This window comes from Bradyrhizobium sp. AZCC 2230, from assembly GCF_036924495.1.
GTDB lineage: Bacteria > Pseudomonadota > Alphaproteobacteria > Rhizobiales > Xanthobacteraceae > Bradyrhizobium > Bradyrhizobium rifense.
On sequence record NZ_JAZHRS010000001.1, the window covers coordinates 3,475,429 to 3,495,096 of the forward strand.

Genomic DNA, 19,668 nt, shown 5'->3' on the forward strand with positions numbered 1-19,668 from the left:
TACTCGCATTCAATCTGCTCGGGAGCGGCGTATTTCTCCTGTTCGGCGTCGTCGGACGAAGGGGCGCTGCGGCCGGCTTGGGCAACGATCGCGGTGCCACAGGCCCTGGTGATCACGGGGGTGGTGGTCGCCTTCTCGGCTACAGCCTTGGGGATCGCCTTGCTGCTCCGGTTGTTCCACGCCGCCGGCTCGACGACGCTAGGCAGCGGTGCGCCGGCGGGCCCGCGCTCCGATCCGTTCGGTGGTTGATGTTTGCTTCCGCCGCCCCGCTGGTGACGACCGCGGCTGACCAGCTGCTGGTGCTATCGATCGTCATACCAGTCGGGGGCGTGCTTCTGGCGTTTGTTTTGGGCGAGCGCTACGTCCGGCAGGTCGCCTTCACTATCATGGCGGGCGGGTTAGGCATTGCCGCGGGCGTACTCCTGGCCTTGCCGCGAAACGACGGCCACCTCGTCTATCTGCTCGGTGCCTGGCCGCCACCACTGGGGGTGGCGTTGCGCGGGGACGGATTGACTGCGGTGATGCTGGCGGCTACGGCGATCGTAATCTGTGCGGTCGGTGTTTATGCCGCGACCGATTCTCGTCCTGCAGCAGGAAACCGGCGGGCGCCATTCGCATTCTGGATTCTTTTGCTGGCGATTTGGGCGGCGCTGAATACCATCTTCGTCGGAGGCGACCTCTTCACCCTCTACGTTGCCTTGGAACTGCTGACGTTCGCAGCGGTGCCGCTGGTCTCTCTGGAGGGGCGCGCAGAGACACTTCAGGCGGCCCTGCGTTACCTACTTTTCGCATTGGTCGGGTCCGTCCTCTACCTGATGGGCACGGCGTTGCTCTACGGCCTCTGCGGCACGCTCGATATCGTGCTGCTGTCTCGTCGCGTCTCCGCGGAGCCCGGCGCGCTCATTGCGGCGGCGCTGATGACGTCGGGCCTCCTCGCCAAGACCGCGCTGTTTCCGCTGCACCTCTGGCTACCGCCCGCTCACGCCGGCGCCCCGACCGCAGCGAGCGCGATCCTGTCCGGCCTAGTCGTGAAGGGATCGTTCTTCATCCTCCTGCGGCTGTGGTTCGACGTGCTGCCCGCGCTACCGGGCATTGCCGCTGCACAGTGTCTGGCAACGCTGGGGGCCGGCGCGATCGTGGTCGGGAGCATCGTCGCCCTGCGGCAGGAGCGCCTCAAGCTGCTCGTCGCATATTCGACATTGGCCCAGATCGGTTACCTCTTCCTGATGTTTCCTCTCGCCCTGGGTGCCTCGGGCCGACTCGAGACCGGACAGGCCCTGGCGGGTGGATTGATTCAGGTGATCTCCCACGCCACCGCGAAGGCCGCGATGTTCTTGGCCGTCGGCTCGATCTACGCCGGACTGGGCCATGATCGCATCACCGGGATCCGCGGCGCCGCACGCGCTCTGCCCTTGAGCGTCATGACCTTCGCCTTAGCCGGCTTCGCACTGATGGGAATCCAGCCGGGCGGTGCGTCGCTTGCGAAGGAATTGTTGCTCCAGGAGACGGCGAGGACGGGACAGTGGTGGTGGGGTGGCGTGCTCCAGGTCGGCGGGATGTTCACGACCGCCTATGTCGTACTGGTACTTGCCCACGCGCTTTCGCCTCCGGATCAGCCGGTCGCCCTCGCCGCGAGGCCGCCACGCGGCAGCGGTTTGGCGGCGCTTGCCTTGGCGCTCTGCTCGCTATTGCTTGGCCTGCTGCCATGGGAGCCGTATTTGCCGATCCCGTATGCTCTGGAATCGAAACTGTTCGGTATCGGAGCGCTCGCCAAATTGCTCGTAACCGTGCTCGGAGGTGCCGTGCTCGCGATCCTGCTCAGTCCCTGGCCACATCCCATGGCGTTTTCGGCAGGCTGGAAAATGATGATGAACCTGATCGACCCCTTGCGGCGCACCTGTAGCGGACCCGGCAGCCTCGTCGAAAGAGGCGACGACGTTCTTCGTCAATGGTCGACGGCCAGCATGTCCCTCCTTCTGGTCGCATTGCTGCTCGCCGCCTTGATGTTCTTCGCCAATTGAACCCCCGCGGGGCACTGAAGGATTGGCGTTCTGGCAGGTCCGGAACATCCTTCCCGCGCCCAAGGGTTTTCTCGGATGCCGGGCTGGCCTCTCACCCTCTAGTCTCGATTTCGCACCGTGCAGTCGGGATCAGCCGCTCCTGGACGGAGCTGTCCCAATGGAAACGGAGGTCTCCATGTCTGATCTTGTCGCAATCGTGTACCCGAACGAGGCGAAGGCCGAGGACGTCCGCCAGCGGCTGCTCAAGTTGCAAAAAGAGTATCTGATCTCCATCGGCGATGCCGTCATCGCCGTGAAGACCGAAACCGGCAGTGTGAAGCTCAATCAACTCGTCAACACGACGGCGACGGGCGCGATCTCCGGCAGCTTCTGGGGGCTCCTGATCGGCGTCCTCTTCCTCAATCCGATCATCGGTGTGGCGCTCGGCGCCGCGTCCGGAGCGCTGGGAGGCGCCTTGTCCGATTTCGGCATCAACGACGCGTTCGTGAAGGAGCTCTCGGCATCGCTCCACCCGGGCAACGCGGCCCTCTTCGTTCTGATCAAGAACATGACCCCCGACAAGGTCCTCAACGAGATCAAGGACGCCGGCGGAGTCGTGCTGAAGACGTCCCTGGACGAGACCAAGGAGAAGATCCTGCGCGACGCGCTCGCCAGCGCGGCGGAGCGTCCGGCGGCTTGAGCCGCCTACCGGCGCCCGCCCAACAGGCGCAAGAGCATCATGAATAGATTGATGAAGTTCAGATAGAGCGACAGCGCCGCGATCACGGACTTGCGGCCTGTCGTGGTCTCGTCGTCCCTGTTGTCATGCATCGCCTTGATCCGCTGCGTGTCGTAGGCAGTGAGGCCCGCGAAGACACCGACGCCGACGATCGAGATCAACCAATCGAGTCCCGTCGACCTCAAGAAGAGGTTGACCAGGCTTGCGACGATAACGCCGATCAGGCCCATGAACAGGAAGCTCCCGAGCCCGGACAGATCGCGCCTGGTGGTGTTAGCCGAAGACGCTGAGTGCCCCGAACATTGCAGCCGCGATGAAAAATACGCGCGTGATCGAGGCGCTGGTGTAGATGTGCAGAAGGGTCGAGAGCGAGACGCCGACCAGCGTAGCATAGACGAAGAACAACAGCCGCGCCGTTCCCGCCGACAGCGTATTGATGCGCGCCCCGATGAAAAACACCAGCCCGAGCGGCGCCAGTACGAAAACCCACATCAGCGGGCGCTGAAGCAACGCGGGACCGGTAACCTCATAAGTCAGCCACGCCACGACGGCGGTCAGGCCGACGCCTGCAGCCATATAGTTGTAGATGCGCAGCATGTAGGCGCGCAATCCGGCGTCGATTGCGGGCGAAGTGCCAACTGTGTTCGAGAAAGTCGCGTTCGGATCATAGTTCGACATAACTTGATCTCCTCGCGTCTGGGCAGGAAGGATCCAAGATGCCGGCCGGCCTGCGGCCGGAACATCAGATGATCACCCGAGTGCCGGGAGATACAATACCTATATTGGGGACACGCTGGCGGCAGCCTCGCCAAAAAGGCAATGCGCGCCCAAGGAGTTCCTCATCCTTTTTGCCTAGATTCTTACACGTTTGTCACTGGTGGCTCGCGGCACAGCCGCCTACTCCGTGCGCATGCGCTACTTCTTCCATATCGTGGACAAATACGGTCTTTGTCTGGACGAGACCGGATATGAGCACGTGGATCAGGAAGCCGCGATCGTGCACGCCAGGCATATCGCGGCAGAACTCGCAAAAGCAGGCGAGTTCTGCCGCACGAGCTTCGTGCTGATCGCCAGAGCCGCCGCGCCTGGATCGGCCAGTCGGCATTAGAGCACGGCAGCCATCCCCGCTGGCGTCCCGCTCAGCCGCTGCCGCAGTGCCCGGCGGGCCGATTTCCGGCATTGGGCTCTACATGGAATCCCTGATGTTCCGCCCAGGAGGTCGCCTCTAAGGTCCCGGCCAAGGGTGGCCGATCCTGCTTCAGTTCGAAGTCGCGCCCACTTCATCTCTGGCCGGAAAGCCATTCTCCTCATGGCTCCTTCGTCGAACGAGGTCGATCAGAAGCTTTCGCGCAGCGCGCTCGTCGCGCTCGTGGTCGGATCGATGGTTGGTTCCGGCATCTTCGCGCTGCCGGCGTCCTTCGGACGCGTCACTGGCGTGCTCGGAACGCTGATCGCCTGGCTCATTGCCGGCACCGGCATGCTCATGCTTGCCCTCGTTTTCCAGACACTGTCTCGCCGCAGGCCGGACCTGGATACGGGCATCTACGCCTACGCCAAGGCAGGGTTCGGAGACTATATCGGTTTTGCTTCGGCGGCCGGCTATTGGATCGGATGTTGCCTCGCAGACGTGGCCTGTCTCATTTTGATTAAGGCGACAATCGGACATTTCTTTGCCGTCTTCGGCGACGGTACGACGCCGGCAGCCATTGCATCGGCATCCCTCCTGCTGTGGTGCGTTCATTTCCTGGTGCTGCGGGGCATCAAGGGAGCTGCCACCCTCAATACGATTGCAACCTACGCCAAGATCATCCCGATCCTCCTTTTCATCGGCGTGGCATTCATGGTCCTCGATCCCGACCTGATCTCCCAGAATTTCTGGGGAACGGAGCAGCCGAGCGCGGCAGCGGTATCCGGGCAGGTCCGAAGCACCATGCTGCTCACCGTATTCGTCTTCGTCGGAATCGAGGGCGCGAGCGTGTACTCGCGCTACGCCCGCGACCGCTCCGACATCGGATTTGCGACTGTTGCCGGCTTCCTGTCGGTTCTCTGCCTTCTCGTTCTGGTGACCCTGTTGTCCTACGGCGTCCTTACGCGACAGGAGCTCTCGGGCCTCTCAACACCATCGATGGCCGGTGTCATGGAAGCGATGGTGGGGCGTTGGGGCGGCATCTTCATCAGCGTGGCACTGCTGATTTCCATTCTTGGAAACTACCTGTCATGGTCGCTGCTGGCGGCCGAGGTTCTGCACTCCGCGGCCGTCAATCGCACGATGCCTTCCTTTCTCGCGAGAGTTAACGCCCGCCAGGTCCCCGCCGCTGCCCTCTGGCTCACCAACTGCGTGATCCAGGCGTTTCTTCTCGTCACCTCGTTCGCCGACTATGCGTTCACCCTCGCCTTGAAGATGACAAGCGCGATGACGCTGATCCCGTATTTCCTGGTGGCCGCGTACGGTCTCAAGCTGGCGTATCGCGGCGACTCCTATCATGCCGGAGAACGCGCCCGCACCGTCGACGGGATCCGCTCGGCCATCGCAACGCTCTACGCCATTGGCATGATCTACGCCGGCGGCCCGACGTTTCTCCTGCTGTCAGCGATACTCTACGCGCCGGGAACGGTTCTGTTCTATCTGGCCAAGCGCGAGCGCAAGGAAACCGTCTTCAAGCCGTTCGAGGCGATCATCTTTACAGCGATTGCGCTCTCTGCTTGCGCTGGTGTGTATGCGCTGGCCGTCGGTGCGATCTCGATCTGAGGTGTTGTGGGTCGAGTGGAGGCGAACATGAATGTCCGGACCGTCTACGGCGCTCTGATCCTGATCGGGTCGATCGCGGCCGCGCAGCCGAGCTTCTCCCAGGCGCAGTCGACCGACCCGGCCAGATCCGCGCCAAAACCAGCCTCTGCAACACCCGCGACCAATGCCGCTACACCAAATATCAATACGAACCCGACCAAGCATCGTTACTGGCGCCATCGCGGCGGCTCGCATCCTCACTATGGCAGCCGGCGTGTTCGTACCTAGGCCCGGACACAACGGTCCTCTTGCAATCGCCGAGTTACCTGATGAGCGAAGTGAGCACAGGACAAGAGCAACTTCGCGAGAACGCGATTAGCGCGGCTCCAGCCCAGGCCCACGGGCACCGCGCCTTTCTTGCAACGGGCCTTGCCTTGCTCGCCATATGCGTTGCCCTCTTTCTGGTGTGGCAAACGGTATCGAGCCTCCTGATCATCTTCGCGGGCGTGCTGTTTGCAGCTTTTCTAGATGCCGCTGCGAGGGCGATGGCGCCTGTCGTTCGCCTCAATCGCATCTGGCGGCTGTCATTCGTGCTTCTGCTGCTCGCTGCCGTGGTCGGACTCGGCCTCGTCTGGGGAGCTGGCAAGCTTCCCGAGCAAACGCGCCTCTTGCTGAAAGTCATGGATACCCAGTTTGACATCCTGCAGCAGCATTTTCTGAGCTACGGCATCGATCTGCTCGGTCCGGAATGGGGCCGGGATTTTACGCAATGGCTGATCTCCGACCAACGCCGCTTCTTCAGCAACGCTCAGCGCGTCCTTGGTGGAGCGTCCAGCTTTCTGGCCGGCATGCTGGTGATCATATTCCTCGGCATTCTCTTCGCATTTGATCCCACCAGCCACCGCGACAGCCTCGTCATGCTCGCAAAACCATCCTATCGCGCCCGGGCACGCGTGGTGATGGACGAGATGGGGAGCGTGCTTCGGCTGTGGTTCGTGGGGCAACTGATCCGCATTGTCCTGATGACGCTGTGCGTCTGGCTCGCGCTCTATTTGATCGGGCTGCCTGGTCCGTTCGTGCTTGGTTTGCAGGCGGGCCTGTCGAACTTCGTGCCGTATCTCGGACCGATCCTTGCCGCGATCCCGATCGCGCTCGTGGCGATGCCGCTGGGTGGATCGCTGCTGATCTGGGCCGTCGTCGTCTACACCATCATTCAATCGATCGAGGGCTATGTGATCGGCCCGCTGATCCAGCGTCAGGCGGTCGAAATCCCACCCGCATGGACATTGGTCGCGATCGTGCTGCTGGGTGCGTTGTTCGGCGTCATAGGCATCGCGCTCGCTATGCCGCTGGTCGCGGTCAGCCGGGTCGCAATCATCAGGTTTTACGTCGAGGACTACCTCGGTGATGACCTCAGGCGAACCGTTATCGATCGTAAGGTGGCCCATGAGCGAATCTGAAGCCGAACGGAACGGCCAAGTGGAGCCATTCTCAACACGTTCGGGGATGACCCGCTTTTTGTGGCAGCAGCTTCCTTACATTGTAGCGCCGGTGCTCGCCATTGCCGGCGTCGCCTACACCAATGTTTCACACCAGCCTCTCGTCGGCTATTGGGAATTTCTTGCGCTCGCGATCGGCGTGGTCTGTGTCATCAACAAATGGCTGGAGGTCGAGGGCAGAGAGACCCGTTGGCGGCTGATCTGGACTCAGGCGCTACACTGGGTGGCCGTCCTTGTCGCGATGAACATCATGCTGGTGTCAGGCGTTCAGCAATTGTTGCCGACGCCGGCAACCAGCCTCGTCCTTCTCACATTGCTTGCGCTCGGCACCTTCCTCGCGGGCGTCGGTCTTCTGTCGCCTCAAATCGGCTTTCTCGGCCTTGCGATGGGCATCACGGTGCCGGCGATATCTTGGTTGCAGCAATCCATCATCTTTTTCCTGTTGGGCGCCGTCCTGCTGATCGGTCTCGGTATCACGTTCTGGCTTCGCCAAGACCGCAGCCCAAGGAACTCGTCCGCCAACACCGGAAGCCAAACGGAGGCCCGAATGCCCACTAACCTGCTTCTCGCGATCCTCTGCGGATCCGCTCTGATGTGCGCCGACGCCCTGCCCGCCCGCGCCGAGTCATTCAGGGTTGGCCGGCTCGTATGTAACAGCACCCCTCGCGTTGGGCTGGTGCTCGGCTCAGCGCAAGAGCTTCGTTGCGTATTCGTCACGACGCGCCCCACTCGGCAATACATCTACGAGGGACGGATCAGGCGGGTCGGCCTCGACATCGGCGTGACCAGCGCTGGAACGCTATCGTGGGCCGTCTTCGCCAGGAACTCGCGCATCAGCTCCGGCACCCTACGGGGAAGCTACGTGGGTGCGAGCGGCAACCTCGCGTTCGGCCCCGGTTTCGGAGCAAATGTTCTCATCGGTGGCTCTCGCCGGACGGTTATGCTCCAGCCCTTGTCGATCGAGCGATCTATCGGATTGAACCTGGCGGCGGGCGTTACGAACCTGACCCTCGGCCCGCGCGGACGGCGATAGCGGCAGGTTCCAGACCCGAGAGCAAGGAGCGAACAATGAACCGAATATCTCGATCAACATGCTGGCGGCGAGCGTGCTGACACTCATCGCGGTCGGTACAGGCTGGACACAGCCAGCCGCCGGCGGCCCGCCTGCTGTCGGCATCGTCGAAGCGATCAAGCGACCGATCACCGAGAGCAGCGAATTTCTCGGGCGAATCGAGGCGGTCAATCGCGTCAATGTCGTGGCTCGCGTCACCGCGTTTCTTGAAGAGAGGCTGTTCGTCGACGGTGCCGAGCTCAAGAAAGGCGACCCGCTCTACCGGCTCGAGCGCGGTCCGTCCCGAGGCCGATCTCGCGTCGAAGCAGGCGCAAGTGGCCCAGCTCCAGGCGATGCTCGATAACGCCAAGCTGACAACCGAGCGCGCCCGTACGCTGCTCAGTGGGCCAGCCGGTCAGCAATCGACCTACGACGCAGCGATCGCCAACCAACGCAGCCTTGAAGCCCAGGTACAGGCAGCACAAGCACAAGTCGATGCGTCCCAGATCAATCTCGACTACACCATGATCAGCGCGCCGATCGACGGGAAGGTCGGACGTACGGCCGTGACTGAGGGCAATGTCGTCGGTCCAAGCTCGGGCGTACTGACCACGATCGTCAGCCAAGACCCGATGTATGTCACTTTCCCGGTGCCGCTGCGCCAGGCTCTCGAACTGCGCGAACGCTATGGCCCCAAGGTGGGTTGCCGTGGTGATCCGGCTGCGGCTGCCTAATGGCCGCATGTATGGCAAGTCCGGCAAGCTGAATTTTGTCGACAACACGATCGCCCAGAATACCGACACGATCACCGTGCGCGGCGAGATCGTCAACCCGATCCTGCGCGCGCCGTCCGCCGCGGGCGTGACCGTCCACGAACTGACCGACGGTGATTTTGTCACGGTCGTGCTGGAAGGTATCCAGCCCATCGAAGTATTGGCGGTCCCGCGTTTGGCGGTGTTGTCCGACCAGCAGGGTGACTACGTCCTCACCGTCGGCACCGACGACAAGGCCGAACAACGCCGTATCCAACTTGGGCAGTCGACGCCCACCATCGCCTCAGTCATCAGCGGCCTCGCCGCCGGCGACAAGGTCATCGTCGAAGGCCTGCAGAGAGTTCGTCCAGGTCAAGCGGTTTCGCCGGGTCCGGCCAGTGCGCTGATCCAGTCGAGCATGAAGGCCGGCGCCGGAGACGCGTCCTCGCAGCCAGACCATGGCGGCTCGACCGGTCCACGCCCGGAGGACGAAAAACCATGATGTCCGCCGTCTTCATCGATCGTCCGCGACTTGCGATGGTCGTTGCTTCATCATCACCATCGCAGGTGCGCTCGCGCTGACGCGGATTCCGGTGGCGCAGTTTCCGGACATCGTACCGCCGCAGGTCACGGTCGCCGGCACTTTTCCCGGCGCGTCCGCCGAGGTCGTGGAGACCAGCGTCGCTCAGCCCCTCGAAGCGCAAGTGATCGGCGTCGACCGTGCGCTCTGCATGAAATCGACCAACGGCAACGACGGCAGCTACACCCTGACGGTGTCGTTTGCGCTCGGCATCGACCCCGATATCAACACTGTCAATGTCAACAACCGGGTGCAGAGCGCGCTGTCGCAATTGCCTACAGAGGTGCAGCAGCAGGGTGTGACGGTGCAAAAGAAGACGTGAGACGCGCTCAATTCATGCATCCGCGGCCAGGCCGCATCCTTTTGTCATGTCCCACCAATTGGCTTGGCCATGAAGGCGTCACGCATCGTTTTGATGTACTCGGCCTCGGAGGTTTCGCGCCTGGCGCGCACCCACGGTTCGATGTCCTTGGTGGCGATGTAGCGGAGCTGGTCGCTTCCATCGGTGGCCGCCTTGTAGATGACGTCAGCCACATCGTCGGCAGTCGCGGTCGCGACTTCCATCAACCCCTGGAATCGCCTTCCTGCATCCTCGACAATGGGATGATAGTCGCTGGGAACCGTGAATGACGCTCCTTCGGCGCGGCTGCGCGAGCCAAAGTTCGTGCTAAGCGAACCTCCAGGCTCGACGAGCTTTACTGCGATGCCGAGCGGAGCAAGCTCGTAGGTCAGGGCTTCGGAGAACCCTTCGAGCGCAAATTTGCTCGCGCAGTACAGCGAGATCAGCGGCAAGGTGAAAACACCTGCGCCGGAGCTGACGTTCACGATCGTACCGGCGCGGCGGGCGCGAAAGTGAGGGAGGAGAGCGCGTGTGACGGTCATCATGCCGAAGACGTTGACGTCGAACTGCTCCTGGACCTTCTCTGGCAGAATTGTCTCGAAGACGCCGTGGAGGCCGAAGCCGGCATTGTTGATCAGCGTGTCGATATGGCCGAACCGATCGATGGCCTGTTCGATCGCCTTGGCCACGCTTGCAGGATCCTGAACGTCGAGGCGCGTCACGAAGATGTTGGATTGGCCGTTAAGATCGCCCGCGCTGGTGACGTTTCGCATGGTTGCGACGACGTTCCAGCCACTCGCAACGAACCGCCTCGCGGTCGCTTGGCCAAATCCCGATGAACATCCGGTGATCAATACAGTCTTTGTCACAGCTACGAGCTCCTCAAAATTAACGAAAACGTCCGCTGAGCTTCCACTCATGGATTCTCAGTTACGGTGCCGCCTCCGAAAGACGGCTTCGATGTTGTGTCCGTCGCGGTCGATGACGAACGCGGCGAGATAGTTGTCGTCATAATGCGGTCTCGGGCCCAGGGCTCTTTTGTCGGTGCCTCCGGCGCGCAAGGCCGCTTGGTAGAAGCGATGGACCTCGTCCTCGCTGTTCGCCCGCAGCGCGATGTGCTGGGGAGTCACTGGATTGCCCTTCGCGCGAAAGCCAAGCTGCGGCTCCTGGTCGGGATAGCCGACCGCGAAGCTCGTCTCCCATTCGGCCGCGATCTCAATTCCGAGCGCGGCGAGCGTCGGGCGATAGAACGCGAGAGCGTCGGTGTAATTTGAAACGGCGATTACAACATGATCGAGCATGCTTTCTCCATTGGCACGACGGTCTGGACAACGCTCTATACGATTGCGATAATTGTGATAATCACCATTATGCGGCACGCATCATTGCAATGATCGGGATTATCATGCAGCAAGATTTTTTGCAGCTTCGGGCGGTCATTGCCGTAGCCCGTCATGGAAGCTTTCGCGCTGCGGCCGAGGCGCTGGATTTGTCGCCTACTGCCCTCAGCCGTGCGGTCGCCGCTCTCGAGGAGCGTATGCGCGTGAAGCTTTTCCATCGCACGACGCGCACGGTCGCGTTGACGGAAGCTGGGCGGCAGTTCATCGCAAAGGCCGAGCCCGCGCTCGCCGAGATAGCCGTCGCTATGGATACGGCAAACGCATTTGGCGAGACGCCGGCGGGAACGCTTCGGATCAACGCGGCAGAGGGCGCAGCCAGGATGTTTCTGGCGCCTGTCGTCCTGGAGTTCCTCCATCGGTATCCGGACATGCGGGTTGACCTGATGGCGGAGGGAAGCTTGGTCGACATCGTTGCGGGCGGCTTCGACGCCGGCATCAGGTTCTCGGAGGCCGTGCCACAGGACATGATTTCGGTGCCCCTTGAAAACGAGCACTCGATGGCGGTTGTCGCCTCACCGACGTATCTGTCCGACCATGCGATGCCAGGGGCGCCGGCCGATCTTCTCAAGCACGATTGCGTCAGGACCAGGCACCCGAGCGGTGTTCTCTATCGCTGGGAGTTCAGCAAGCACGGTCGAGAGGAGCGCGTCGACGTTCGGGGACGCCTCACCGTCAACAACTACAACCTGGCGATCGATGCGGCATTGGCGGACGCCGGCTTCGCCTACACCAGCTACTATTTCGTGCGTGACCACATCGTGTCTGGCCGGCTGATCCGAGTGCTGGAGGATTGGACGCCTCCATTTTCCGGTCTGCACCTCTACTATCCAAAACCTCGTCACACGCAGGCCGGCTTGCAGGCGCTTGTTGAGCTTATTCGCGAGCGTGCAAGGGCGCCTGACGGAGATCGTAGAGACGGGCTACGTGGGCAGACAGCCACGCGTCCCGTCAAAACGATGCCGGGACCTTAGTTCGGCTCGAGACCGAGTTGCGTCCGTGCGGCCGCACATGCCACACGGAGGGACGCATCGGATGCTGCCTTGTCGTCCATGGTTCGAGACATGCAGAAGCGACCGCCATCGCGCACGAGAGGGCACACTGACGCCGCTTCGGCAGCGCTGCCTCATTGGCTACACGAGGATGATATGATGGTTCTGCAGGACGTACTCGCAAAATTCCCACGTGTGGAGTTGATCTCTCGCCCGACGCCGATCGAGCGGCTGTTTCGGCTCGAAGCTGCGTTGGGGGATCAACTGGGCGGCGTGCGCCTTTTTGCGAAGCGCGATGATGTGGCGGGCCTGGGAGGAGGCGGCAACAAGCTTCGGAAGCTGGAGTTCCTGATCGGTGAGGCGTTGCGCTGCGGATGCGATACCATCATTGCGCCAGGAGGTCGGCAATCGAACTTCGCCCGATTGACAGCGGCATCAGCCGCTCGGTTTGGTCTTTCTTCCTAGCTTGTCCTCACACAGGCCGTTCCGCGGCACCACGTCGACTATCAGGAGAGCGGAAATATCCTCCTCGACCGATTGTTCGGTGCCCGCATTCACGACTTGGGCTCGGCGGGTTCAGCAGTCGAATATGCAAACACCCGTGCGGCCGAGCTGCGCGAGCAAGGCCGTAAAGCGTTTCTCGCAGCCTCCGGGGGATCATCCCCACTTGGGTCGTTGGGCTATGCAGTTTGCGCTTTCAAGATATTGGAGCAATCGCGCTCACTGGATATCAGCTTCGACCAAGTTCTCGCCAATGGGAGTGGGCCATTCGCCAGGTCTTGTCCGGTCGTATTCGGTTCTAGCGGACGAAGACCAGAGCCGAACAGCGACGCTTGATACTGCCCGCGCGGCCCTGGAGCTGCTCGACGGCGGCCGGCTGCTTCAGGAAGCGGACATCGATGTGCGAGGTGATGAGCGCGGTGCAGGATATGGCATACCGACTGCAGCGATGATCGGGGCGGTCCGGTTGATGGCCTCGAGCGAGGGGCTGCTTCTTGATCCGGTTTACTCCGGGAAGGCCTTGGCGGGCTTGCTTCGAGCAGCGCGGCTTCGCGAATTCCGCGCCGATGCAAACATTCTTTTCCTCATGACGGGTGGGAGGCCGGGGCTCTTTGCATACCGAAAGACCCTCGACGCGGCGAGTGGCGGCGGTGAGCCGCCGGCACGGCGTCACGACGTTCCACCAGAAAAAAGGAAGAACTATGACTGTGCGCGGGCGTGGAACAAGTGGGAGCCGTTTGACGCCTTTGCAAGCCTGCACGCTGCGGTCCGCGCCGGCGCCTACCAATCGGGTGATTCCGTGCTCTTGGTAATGACTGGCGGCAGCCCTGGCATCTTTGCCTACAGACGCGCCTTTGATGGGCATCACTGAGTCCATCTGCGTTCCATCGTCAGTTCAAGGTGCTGACGTCCATGACGCCGTTGCAGTATCAGAAACAGCTCTGTTTGTTGGAGGCACGTCGGCTGATGCTTTCGAACCCGATCAACGTCGGGGCGGCCGCGTTCGAGGTTGGTTACGAGAGCCCCTCGCAGTTCAGCCAAGAATATTCCCGCATGTTCGGGACTGCTCCCCGGCGTGACGTTGCCTCTCTGAGGTTGGCCGCGGCCTGACCTCGATCCTTCAAAATTGGCCTTGCGTGATGCAAGCTCTCAGATTGCGGTTCGCAACTGCTCGAAACACTCTCGCACATAGTGCAACGGAGCCCTCATGAAAGCCATCGTCGTCGGCAGCGCAACCATCGGGTCCGCGGTGAGAAAGCTGTTGGAGGAAAACGGACATGAGGCCATGTCAGTTGGCCGCAAATCGGGCGACTATCAGGCGGACATTTCCGATCCCGCAAGCCTGAAGGCCCTCTTTAGCAGCGTCGGCTCATTCGACATCGAGGCGAACGCCGCTGCCGGCGTGTTTCCGGGACCCTTCGAGCAAACATCTGATGAGCAGTGGGCGAACTCGATCGCGGCCAAAGGCATGGGCCAAATCAATCTGGTGCGAGCTGCGCTCCCATTCATCGCTGATAGGGGATCGTCTACTCTAATTTCTGGCATCGTGACCGATGAATTCCTGCATGGCGGCACTATTGGAACCACGGTAAATCATCTGGTAGAGGGCTTTGCCAAAGCGGCGGCCGTCGAGTTGCCGCGTGGCGTGCGGATCAACTGCATCAGCCCCACGGTTCTTACAGAGTCCGTAGCATACCACGCCTATTTCACCGGCTTCACGCCCGTTCCCGCCGCGGAGGTTGCGCTTGCCTATCTGCGCGCGATTTCCACCCCGATCACCGGGCGAATCCTGCATAAGACGAATTGCTGACCAGCGAGCGTTTCGAAGTGATGGGCCACAACTGACGATGACGCGCTATGACGTGACCCTCCGCGTTCGATTGCCTCGAAGAGATCGCGGCCGTGGCTCTCGCGGTCCCGGCCGACCAGATCAATCGCTTCCGTATCGGTGAGATTCCCAATGCCCTGCTGGGTACGGAAATGAAACTTGCCCAGCTCCGCTCATTTGCGGCGTTGATCATCGAAAAATTGTGGCTCCCGAAGCCGTGCATGTGGCGAAAGCTCTTTGGGAGACCTCGGTCCGACATCACAATCGTGACCTGGTGCAACGCCTCCGGGAGCAGCGACCAGAAATCCCAATTGTTGTCCGCCGACCGCAGGCCGGTGCGCGGATCGCGCTTGATGGTATGGTTGAGATCGGAGAAGCGCAACGGGTCGCGGAAGAAGAACACGGGTGTGTTGTTGCCGACCACGTCTCAGTTGCCCTCCTCCGTATAGAACTTGAGAGCAAAGCCGCGAATGTCCCTCTCGGCATCGGCGGCACCGCGCTCGCCGGCCACAGTCGAGAGGCGAGCGAACATCGGCGTTGTCTTGCCGATCTCAGAGAATATTTTGGCCTTGGTGTAACAAGTGATGTCGTGGGTCACGGTGAAGGTGCCGTGGGCGCCCCATCCCTTGGCATGCATGTGCCGCTCCGGAATCACCTCCCGGTCGAAATGCGCCAACTTTTCGATCAGCCAGATGTCCTGCAACAGTGCAGGCCCACGTGGGCCAGGCGTCAGGATGCTGGTATTGTCCACGACGGGTGCCCCCGTGGCGTGGGTCAAAGGGCGCGCGGTTGGTCATTTACCGCCTCGCTGTTACGGTGATACGGATCGATTGGCGCCACATGCGATGCCATGCGTTCTTCCGGGCAGCCTCATGCGCCAATGCGCTTGCCGCTATCGTGCTTAGCTCCGACGACAAGTGGAAGTGAAATGACTTCAGCCGCCGGATGAACAGAGTGCGGTGTCCGATTGCGGTCATGCTCCTTGCAGACCCGCAGCAGGACGCTGATCTATCCGAAGCTCCTTCAATCCTGGAACCAACCATGCAGCCGAATTCCCGTACCATCATCCTTCGCCTGATCGCCGGCGCGTGCGTCCTCTGGATTAGCAACACGGCTGCGACGGCAACATCGCTCAACGATATCTACAAGACGATCGCGAATGCGCGTTTCGTCGATCTCACCCACAGCTTTGGAACGGACACTCCAGTCTGGGCCGGGTTCGGACAAGCAAAGATGACGCCGGCCATCGATCCCGCGACCAAGCGGCCATACACCATCGCGGACGACGGGTTTCGGAGCACCTATTACGAGATGGTCGGACAATACGGCACGCATGTCGACCCGCCCGCGCATTTTGACGAGCATGGGACCACAATGGACAAGATCCCGCTCAAGCAGATGATCCTGCCGCTCATCGTGCTCGACGATACACCGTATTTCGCCAAGGATCCCAACCACGCCTTCTCGTTGGATGATCTTCGTGCATGGGAGCGCAAGAACGGCCACCTGCCCGCGGGCGCTTTCGTCGCGCTCCGGACCGACATGTACAAGGACTGGGACAGCAATCCGGAACGCTTCAAGCGCACCCCGTTTCCCGGCTGGAAGCTCGAGACCATCAAGTTCTTGTACGAGCAGCGGCATGTCACCGCCACGGGCCACGAGGCCATGGATACGGACACGACCGACAAGATGGACTCGGAGACGTATATCCTGAAGAGCGGTCACTATCAGATCGAGGTCATGGCGAATCTCGATCAGGTGCCGGCAAAGGGCGCGCTAATCGTTGTCACCTGGCCGAAGGTCAAAGACGGCTTGGGCTTCCCCGCCCGCGCCTTCGCAATCGTTCCATGAACAATCTCCAGCAGGCCCGGCCATGATAGCGCTTCTTCGCCCAACGCCGTCAGAACGTGCGATGCCTCACTTGCCGGGAATCACACTCGTCACGTAGGCGTAGAGCGCGGTGAGTTCGTCATTGGTGAGATGGCCGATCGAGCGCCATGGCATTTGCCGGCTTAAGGCATATCCGTTGGGATCGATACCGGTCCGCATGGTTGAGATGAAATCGTGCAGGGACCAGCCCTTCATGACGGTGAGATCGGGGCCGAGCGGCGTCATCTGCCCCGGCACACCGCCGGTCAAGTCGCGGCCATGACAGCCGCGGCAGTCGAGGTATGACACTAGATACGCGCCATAGTCCGCCGTCGCGCCTGACGGCGGCGACGTGATTGTCCAGGTCGAGACCGGGTTGCCGGTGGGCAGGAGATCGGCGCCCAGCATGGCCAGCCCCAGCAGATTAAGACGATCCGGTGGCTCCGGCGTTCGGTCACCTGCCGCGGGAAGCGAGCGCAGATAGGCGATGACGGCCTTGATGTCGCTATCGCTTAGCATGTTTGCACTCGTATAGGACATGATCATCAGCCAGTTTCCTTTCGCGCCGACTGCATTGCGGACCGCCCGAAAGATCTCGCCGTCACTCCAATGCGACAGCGAACCCGCCGGGGTGAGGTTGGAAGGAACGAACGAGCCGATCGGTACGGGAATTTCTGCGGCGAAATCCTTTCCGCCGGTCATGGTGCCTGTGCTTGAATGGCAGTCGGCACAAAATGAGCTCGATATGGCCTTGCCGCGCGCAGCTTGGCTGGCGTCGATCTCGACGTCCGGCGCCGGAAGGTTCGCGCGCCCGTACTGCTTGATCAGTCCGGCAGCCACTGCGCCGCTCAGCAATGACGTCAAGACGAGAAGCAGCGCGACTATGCCGGCGACGCTCCATCTGAGAGCGCGATCTCGCAATTTTGCGACGATCATCAGCAACCAGATCAGAAACAAGGAGGAAAGGATTAAGAAGGCAAGACCAATAAGATTCTGCATGCCGCACAGCGACTCTAGGAATGGATTGATAATTGATCCTGAGTCGTGGCGATCACAGGCGAATTACAGGCTGCGCGTACTCGGTTACGGCTGTAACCGGGAACGCATAGGGTTACTGCGCCTTGACGGCCTGCAGGAAGCGCGAAAACTCATCGATGGACTGAGTGCCCGCCAGAATCCTGCCGCGATAGAACCATGCAGGCGCACCCCGTACTCGTACGCCATCGCCTCGGATTCTCGAAGCCAACCAGCCGCCGATCCGTCCTCAAGGCAGGCGTCGAGCGCCGCCGTATCGAGGCCGAGTTGCTTGGCTTTGCGCAGGATCGTGGCCTTGTCTCCTACATCCTCGTTCAGGACGAAATGCGCTTCAAATAAGGCCGTGTTGAAGTCTCGCGAGATTGTCGGGCGATTCCGGCGAACCCATTCCGCCGCGTCGAGCGCACTGCCGCTGCTGGGGAGGCGAGACGGCCAGTTCAGCGCAAGGTCGGCTGCGCGGGCCCGAGCCTCAATGTTGCGGTACGTCGGACCGTGGCGGGGCCCGACGTGAACGCGCGCGGGTGGAATTTCGGGATGAGCGCGGAGGGCTAGACTCACGACATCGATGCCGCGAGCGAAGATCAAGGCATCCCAATCCTGGGTGATGTAACAGAACGGGCAGATGAAATCGAACCAGTGTACGATCGCGAGCGCGTCACACTGGCCTATCACCCGGCTCCGGCCCGGTTGAGTGATGCCTCGGCTCTCGTTCATATGAATGGGCCCTGACGGCGTTCAATCGTTGCGCGACGCGGTTTCCAAGCGAGCACGGATCGCGGAAGTGCCGCCCGGACATGCACCAATGAAAGTTCGTTATTAGATACAGCGCGAAGAGATCCGGCAGCAGATATTTGGGCGCTCTGTTGATCTCTTGCCCGGCGCTCAGGCCCAGATGGGACTGGTCTGCGACGACGGCCGAATATGCGGCGTTCCAGAGCGGTGCTCGTTGTAACGTCTCCATTCGAACGGTCTTCGCCCTGCGCAAAAGCTCGTTCCCGCTTCCGGAAGTGAGACTCCTCATTGACAGGATGAGCAGCGTGCAGGCCAACGCTTCTCATGCGCGGACTGCGACGCGCGGCAGCGGCGCAATCGGCGAAGAGAACGGTGAGACCTCCGTTTCGGTCGGGACCTGACGCAAAGATTCGGTTGCCCGCGCCAGCATCCCGCGAAGCCAATCCTGCGCGGCATCGCCACAGTTACGTTCGGACCACAGAACAGAGACATCCATGATGGCCGTCTTGTAGGGCAGCTCATGCACTGACAACGGGTACATGCGGGCGAGAAGCGAGGCGAGTGGCCGCGGCACAGCGCCATTCGATCGAACATCTCCGATCGCCGGCCCAATCCTTGCGCCGATACAAAGCCATCGGCTTCGATGCGGCCACCGTGTACAGCGACGGTCGAGATCGAGAGCGTCGCTGCGCCGTCGATGCGGCGAGCACCTCCGCTGCCCGAAGCATGGCCGTCTCTGGCAGCCCGCAAAGCCATGACGTCCATATGCGCCCGATCGTGCCTCTGCCCTTATTGTCGAAGCCAAAGTAGTAGGTATTGCCGATGCCCAGCGCTTCCGCGCGGGCGAGACCTCTTGCGATCAGCTCCAGGGCGAGTTGCTGATGCCCGATGAGGTTGTGCGTCGCTCCCAGCATCCACTCCGATGCGACGATCTCGACGGAGTTCTGCGAGGCATGCGCCAGTTCCGCAAACCGCTCCGCAGCGGCCAGCGCTCCCGTATAATCCGCCCGGCGAGTGAGGAAGAGATTGAGGCCCGCCAGCAGGTGCAATTCCGATTCCCGTTGCCCAAGCGACGGCCAGCTCCAGCGCTCGCCCGATCGTCTCGCCGACCTCATCGTCGGTTGCCATCAAATACATGCGGCACAGTGAAAGCGACTCATATAGCCGCAACGCCATGTTCCACGATACGGGGCTCACCCCGCAACATTGCAGCCAAGATGTGCGTTTTGAGGTCGATGGGGCGAACGCCGCACGCGATTTCGTGCAGTCGCGCAACATCCCGCAAGCCGGCATCGATCTCGTTTGGACGGCAATCGCCTTACATACGACTCCCGGGATACCCCAGCATATACATCCGGTCGGTCGCCCTTGTGCGGGCGTGGAGATGGACGTTCTCGGAATCGACTTTGAGAAATTCTCCGATATTGAGCGCCGCGCCGTCGTCTCTGCGCATCCACGCACACCACACTTCAAGGAAGACATCATTCAGACCTTCTATGACGGCATCAAGCACAAGCCCCAAACGACTTTCGGCAAGGTCAAGGCGGATGTTCAAGGATCCCCACTTCCATCGCATCGATTTTTGTGCCGTGATCCAGCAGTGACGCTGGGAGAGTTAGCGAATA

The 19,668-nt window shown here is 61.4% G+C and carries 17 protein-coding genes and 6 pseudogenes; 16 read left to right on the forward strand and 7 right to left on the reverse strand.

The features are described from left to right. Positions 1-77: 77 nt before the first annotated feature. Positions 78-2,021: a complex I subunit 5 family protein gene (locus tag V1280_RS16720; RefSeq protein WP_334526015.1), complete on the forward strand. Its 1,944-nt coding sequence runs from the start codon at positions 78-80 to the stop codon at positions 2,019-2,021. Between the two features lie 175 nt (positions 2,022-2,196). Beyond that, positions 2,197-2,700, forward strand: coding sequence for a DUF1269 domain-containing protein (locus tag V1280_RS16725; protein ID WP_334526017.1), 504 nt, complete (start codon positions 2,197-2,199; stop codon positions 2,698-2,700). A 5-nt stretch (positions 2,701-2,705) separates the two neighbouring features. On the opposite strand, the pseudogene V1280_RS16730 reads toward V1280_RS16725, so the two are convergent. After that, positions 2,706-3,417: pseudogene (locus tag V1280_RS16730) on the reverse strand (Bax inhibitor-1/YccA family protein). 199 nt (positions 3,418-3,616) lie between these two features. Between V1280_RS16730 and V1280_RS16735 the strand changes: the two are divergent. From V1280_RS16735 to V1280_RS16770, 7 genes and pseudogenes are all read left to right on the forward strand, one after another. After that, positions 3,617-3,847, forward strand: a complete 231-nt coding sequence (locus tag V1280_RS16735) for a DUF6894 family protein (RefSeq protein ID WP_334526019.1) — start codon at positions 3,617-3,619, stop codon at positions 3,845-3,847. Between the two features lie 201 nt (positions 3,848-4,048). Further along, entirely contained in the window at positions 4,049-5,488 is a 1,440-nt protein-coding gene (locus V1280_RS16740; RefSeq protein WP_334526021.1) for a basic amino acid/polyamine antiporter, read from the forward strand. A gap of 27 nt (positions 5,489-5,515) precedes the next feature. Continuing rightward, on the forward strand, positions 5,516-5,755 hold the full coding sequence (locus tag V1280_RS16745; RefSeq protein ID WP_334526023.1) for a hypothetical protein: 240 nt from the start codon (positions 5,516-5,518) through the stop codon (positions 5,753-5,755). Between the two features lie 41 nt (positions 5,756-5,796). After that, entirely contained in the window at positions 5,797-6,927 is a 1,131-nt protein-coding gene (locus tag V1280_RS16750) for an AI-2E family transporter (protein ID WP_334526025.1), read from the forward strand. A 586-nt stretch (positions 6,928-7,513) separates the two neighbouring features. After that, entirely contained in the window at positions 7,514-7,999 is a 486-nt protein-coding gene (locus tag V1280_RS16760) for a DUF992 domain-containing protein (protein WP_334538333.1), read from the forward strand. Positions 8,000-8,057: 58 nt separating this feature from the next. Then, positions 8,058-9,271, forward strand: a pseudogene (locus tag V1280_RS16765) (efflux RND transporter periplasmic adaptor subunit). Next, a pseudogene (locus V1280_RS16770) lies at positions 9,268-9,668 on the forward strand (efflux RND transporter permease subunit); the annotation flags it as partial. The pseudogenes V1280_RS16765 and V1280_RS16770, both read left to right, overlap by 4 nt. Before the next feature lie 47 nt (positions 9,669-9,715). Here the strand turns inward: V1280_RS16770 and V1280_RS16775 are convergent. Next, entirely contained in the window at positions 9,716-10,558 is an 843-nt protein-coding gene (locus tag V1280_RS16775) for an SDR family oxidoreductase (protein ID WP_334526027.1), read from the reverse strand. Positions 10,559-10,615: 57 nt separating this feature from the next. Continuing rightward, on the reverse strand, positions 10,616-10,990 hold the full coding sequence (locus tag V1280_RS16780; protein WP_334526029.1) for a VOC family protein: 375 nt from the start codon (positions 10,988-10,990) through the stop codon (positions 10,616-10,618). Between the two features lie 89 nt (positions 10,991-11,079). On the opposite strand from V1280_RS16780, the gene V1280_RS16785 reads away from it, so the two are divergent. The 5 genes and pseudogenes from V1280_RS16785 (at position 11,080) to V1280_RS16805 (ending at position 14,389) form a co-directional block, all read left to right on the forward strand. After that, positions 11,080-12,060 carry a LysR family transcriptional regulator gene (locus V1280_RS16785; RefSeq protein WP_334526031.1) on the forward strand — a complete coding sequence of 327 codons (981 nt, stop codon included), beginning with the start codon at positions 11,080-11,082 and terminating at the stop codon, positions 12,058-12,060. A gap of 174 nt (positions 12,061-12,234) precedes the next feature. Beyond that, positions 12,235-12,543, forward strand: a complete 309-nt coding sequence (locus V1280_RS16790; protein ID WP_334526034.1) for a pyridoxal-phosphate dependent enzyme — start codon at positions 12,235-12,237, stop codon at positions 12,541-12,543. Between the two features lie 289 nt (positions 12,544-12,832). Continuing rightward, entirely contained in the window at positions 12,833-13,450 is a 618-nt protein-coding gene (locus V1280_RS16795; protein WP_334538334.1) for a pyridoxal-phosphate dependent enzyme, read from the forward strand. Then, positions 13,441-13,689 (forward strand): annotated as a pseudogene (locus V1280_RS16800) (helix-turn-helix transcriptional regulator); the annotation flags it as partial. The gene V1280_RS16795 and the pseudogene V1280_RS16800, both read left to right, overlap by 10 nt. A gap of 97 nt (positions 13,690-13,786) precedes the next feature. Beyond that, positions 13,787-14,389, forward strand: coding sequence for a short chain dehydrogenase (locus V1280_RS16805; RefSeq protein WP_334526036.1), 603 nt, complete (start codon positions 13,787-13,789; stop codon positions 14,387-14,389). Here the strand turns inward: V1280_RS16805 and V1280_RS16810 are convergent. Next, a pseudogene (locus V1280_RS16810) lies at positions 14,329-15,158 on the reverse strand (catalase). The gene V1280_RS16805 and the pseudogene V1280_RS16810 overlap by 61 nt on opposite strands. A gap of 290 nt (positions 15,159-15,448) precedes the next feature. Between V1280_RS16810 and V1280_RS16815 the strand changes: the two are divergent. Further along, positions 15,449-16,258, forward strand: coding sequence for a cyclase family protein (locus V1280_RS16815; RefSeq protein WP_334526038.1), 810 nt, complete (start codon positions 15,449-15,451; stop codon positions 16,256-16,258). A 66-nt stretch (positions 16,259-16,324) separates the two neighbouring features. Here the strand turns inward: V1280_RS16815 and V1280_RS16820 are convergent, their stop codons facing one another. The 3 genes from V1280_RS16820 to V1280_RS16830 all read right to left on the reverse strand — a co-directional run bounded on the left by V1280_RS16820 (position 16,325) and on the right by V1280_RS16830 (position 19,092). Beyond that, a complete protein-coding gene (locus tag V1280_RS16820; protein WP_334526041.1) occupies positions 16,325-17,275 on the reverse strand; it encodes a c-type cytochrome in 951 nt (316 codons plus the stop codon). Positions 17,276-17,359: 84 nt separating this feature from the next. Next, positions 17,360-18,025 carry a DsbA family oxidoreductase gene (locus V1280_RS16825; RefSeq protein ID WP_334526044.1) on the reverse strand — a complete coding sequence of 222 codons (666 nt, stop codon included), beginning with the start codon at positions 18,023-18,025 and terminating at the stop codon, positions 17,360-17,362. Between the two features lie 536 nt (positions 18,026-18,561). After that, on the reverse strand, positions 18,562-19,092 hold the full coding sequence (locus tag V1280_RS16830; protein WP_334526047.1) for a hypothetical protein: 531 nt from the start codon (positions 19,090-19,092) through the stop codon (positions 18,562-18,564). Positions 19,093-19,214: 122 nt separating this feature from the next. Between V1280_RS16830 and V1280_RS16835 the strand changes: the two are divergent. Continuing rightward, a pseudogene (locus V1280_RS16835) lies at positions 19,215-19,647 on the forward strand (phosphohydrolase); the annotation flags it as partial. Positions 19,648-19,668: the final 21 nt, after the last annotated feature.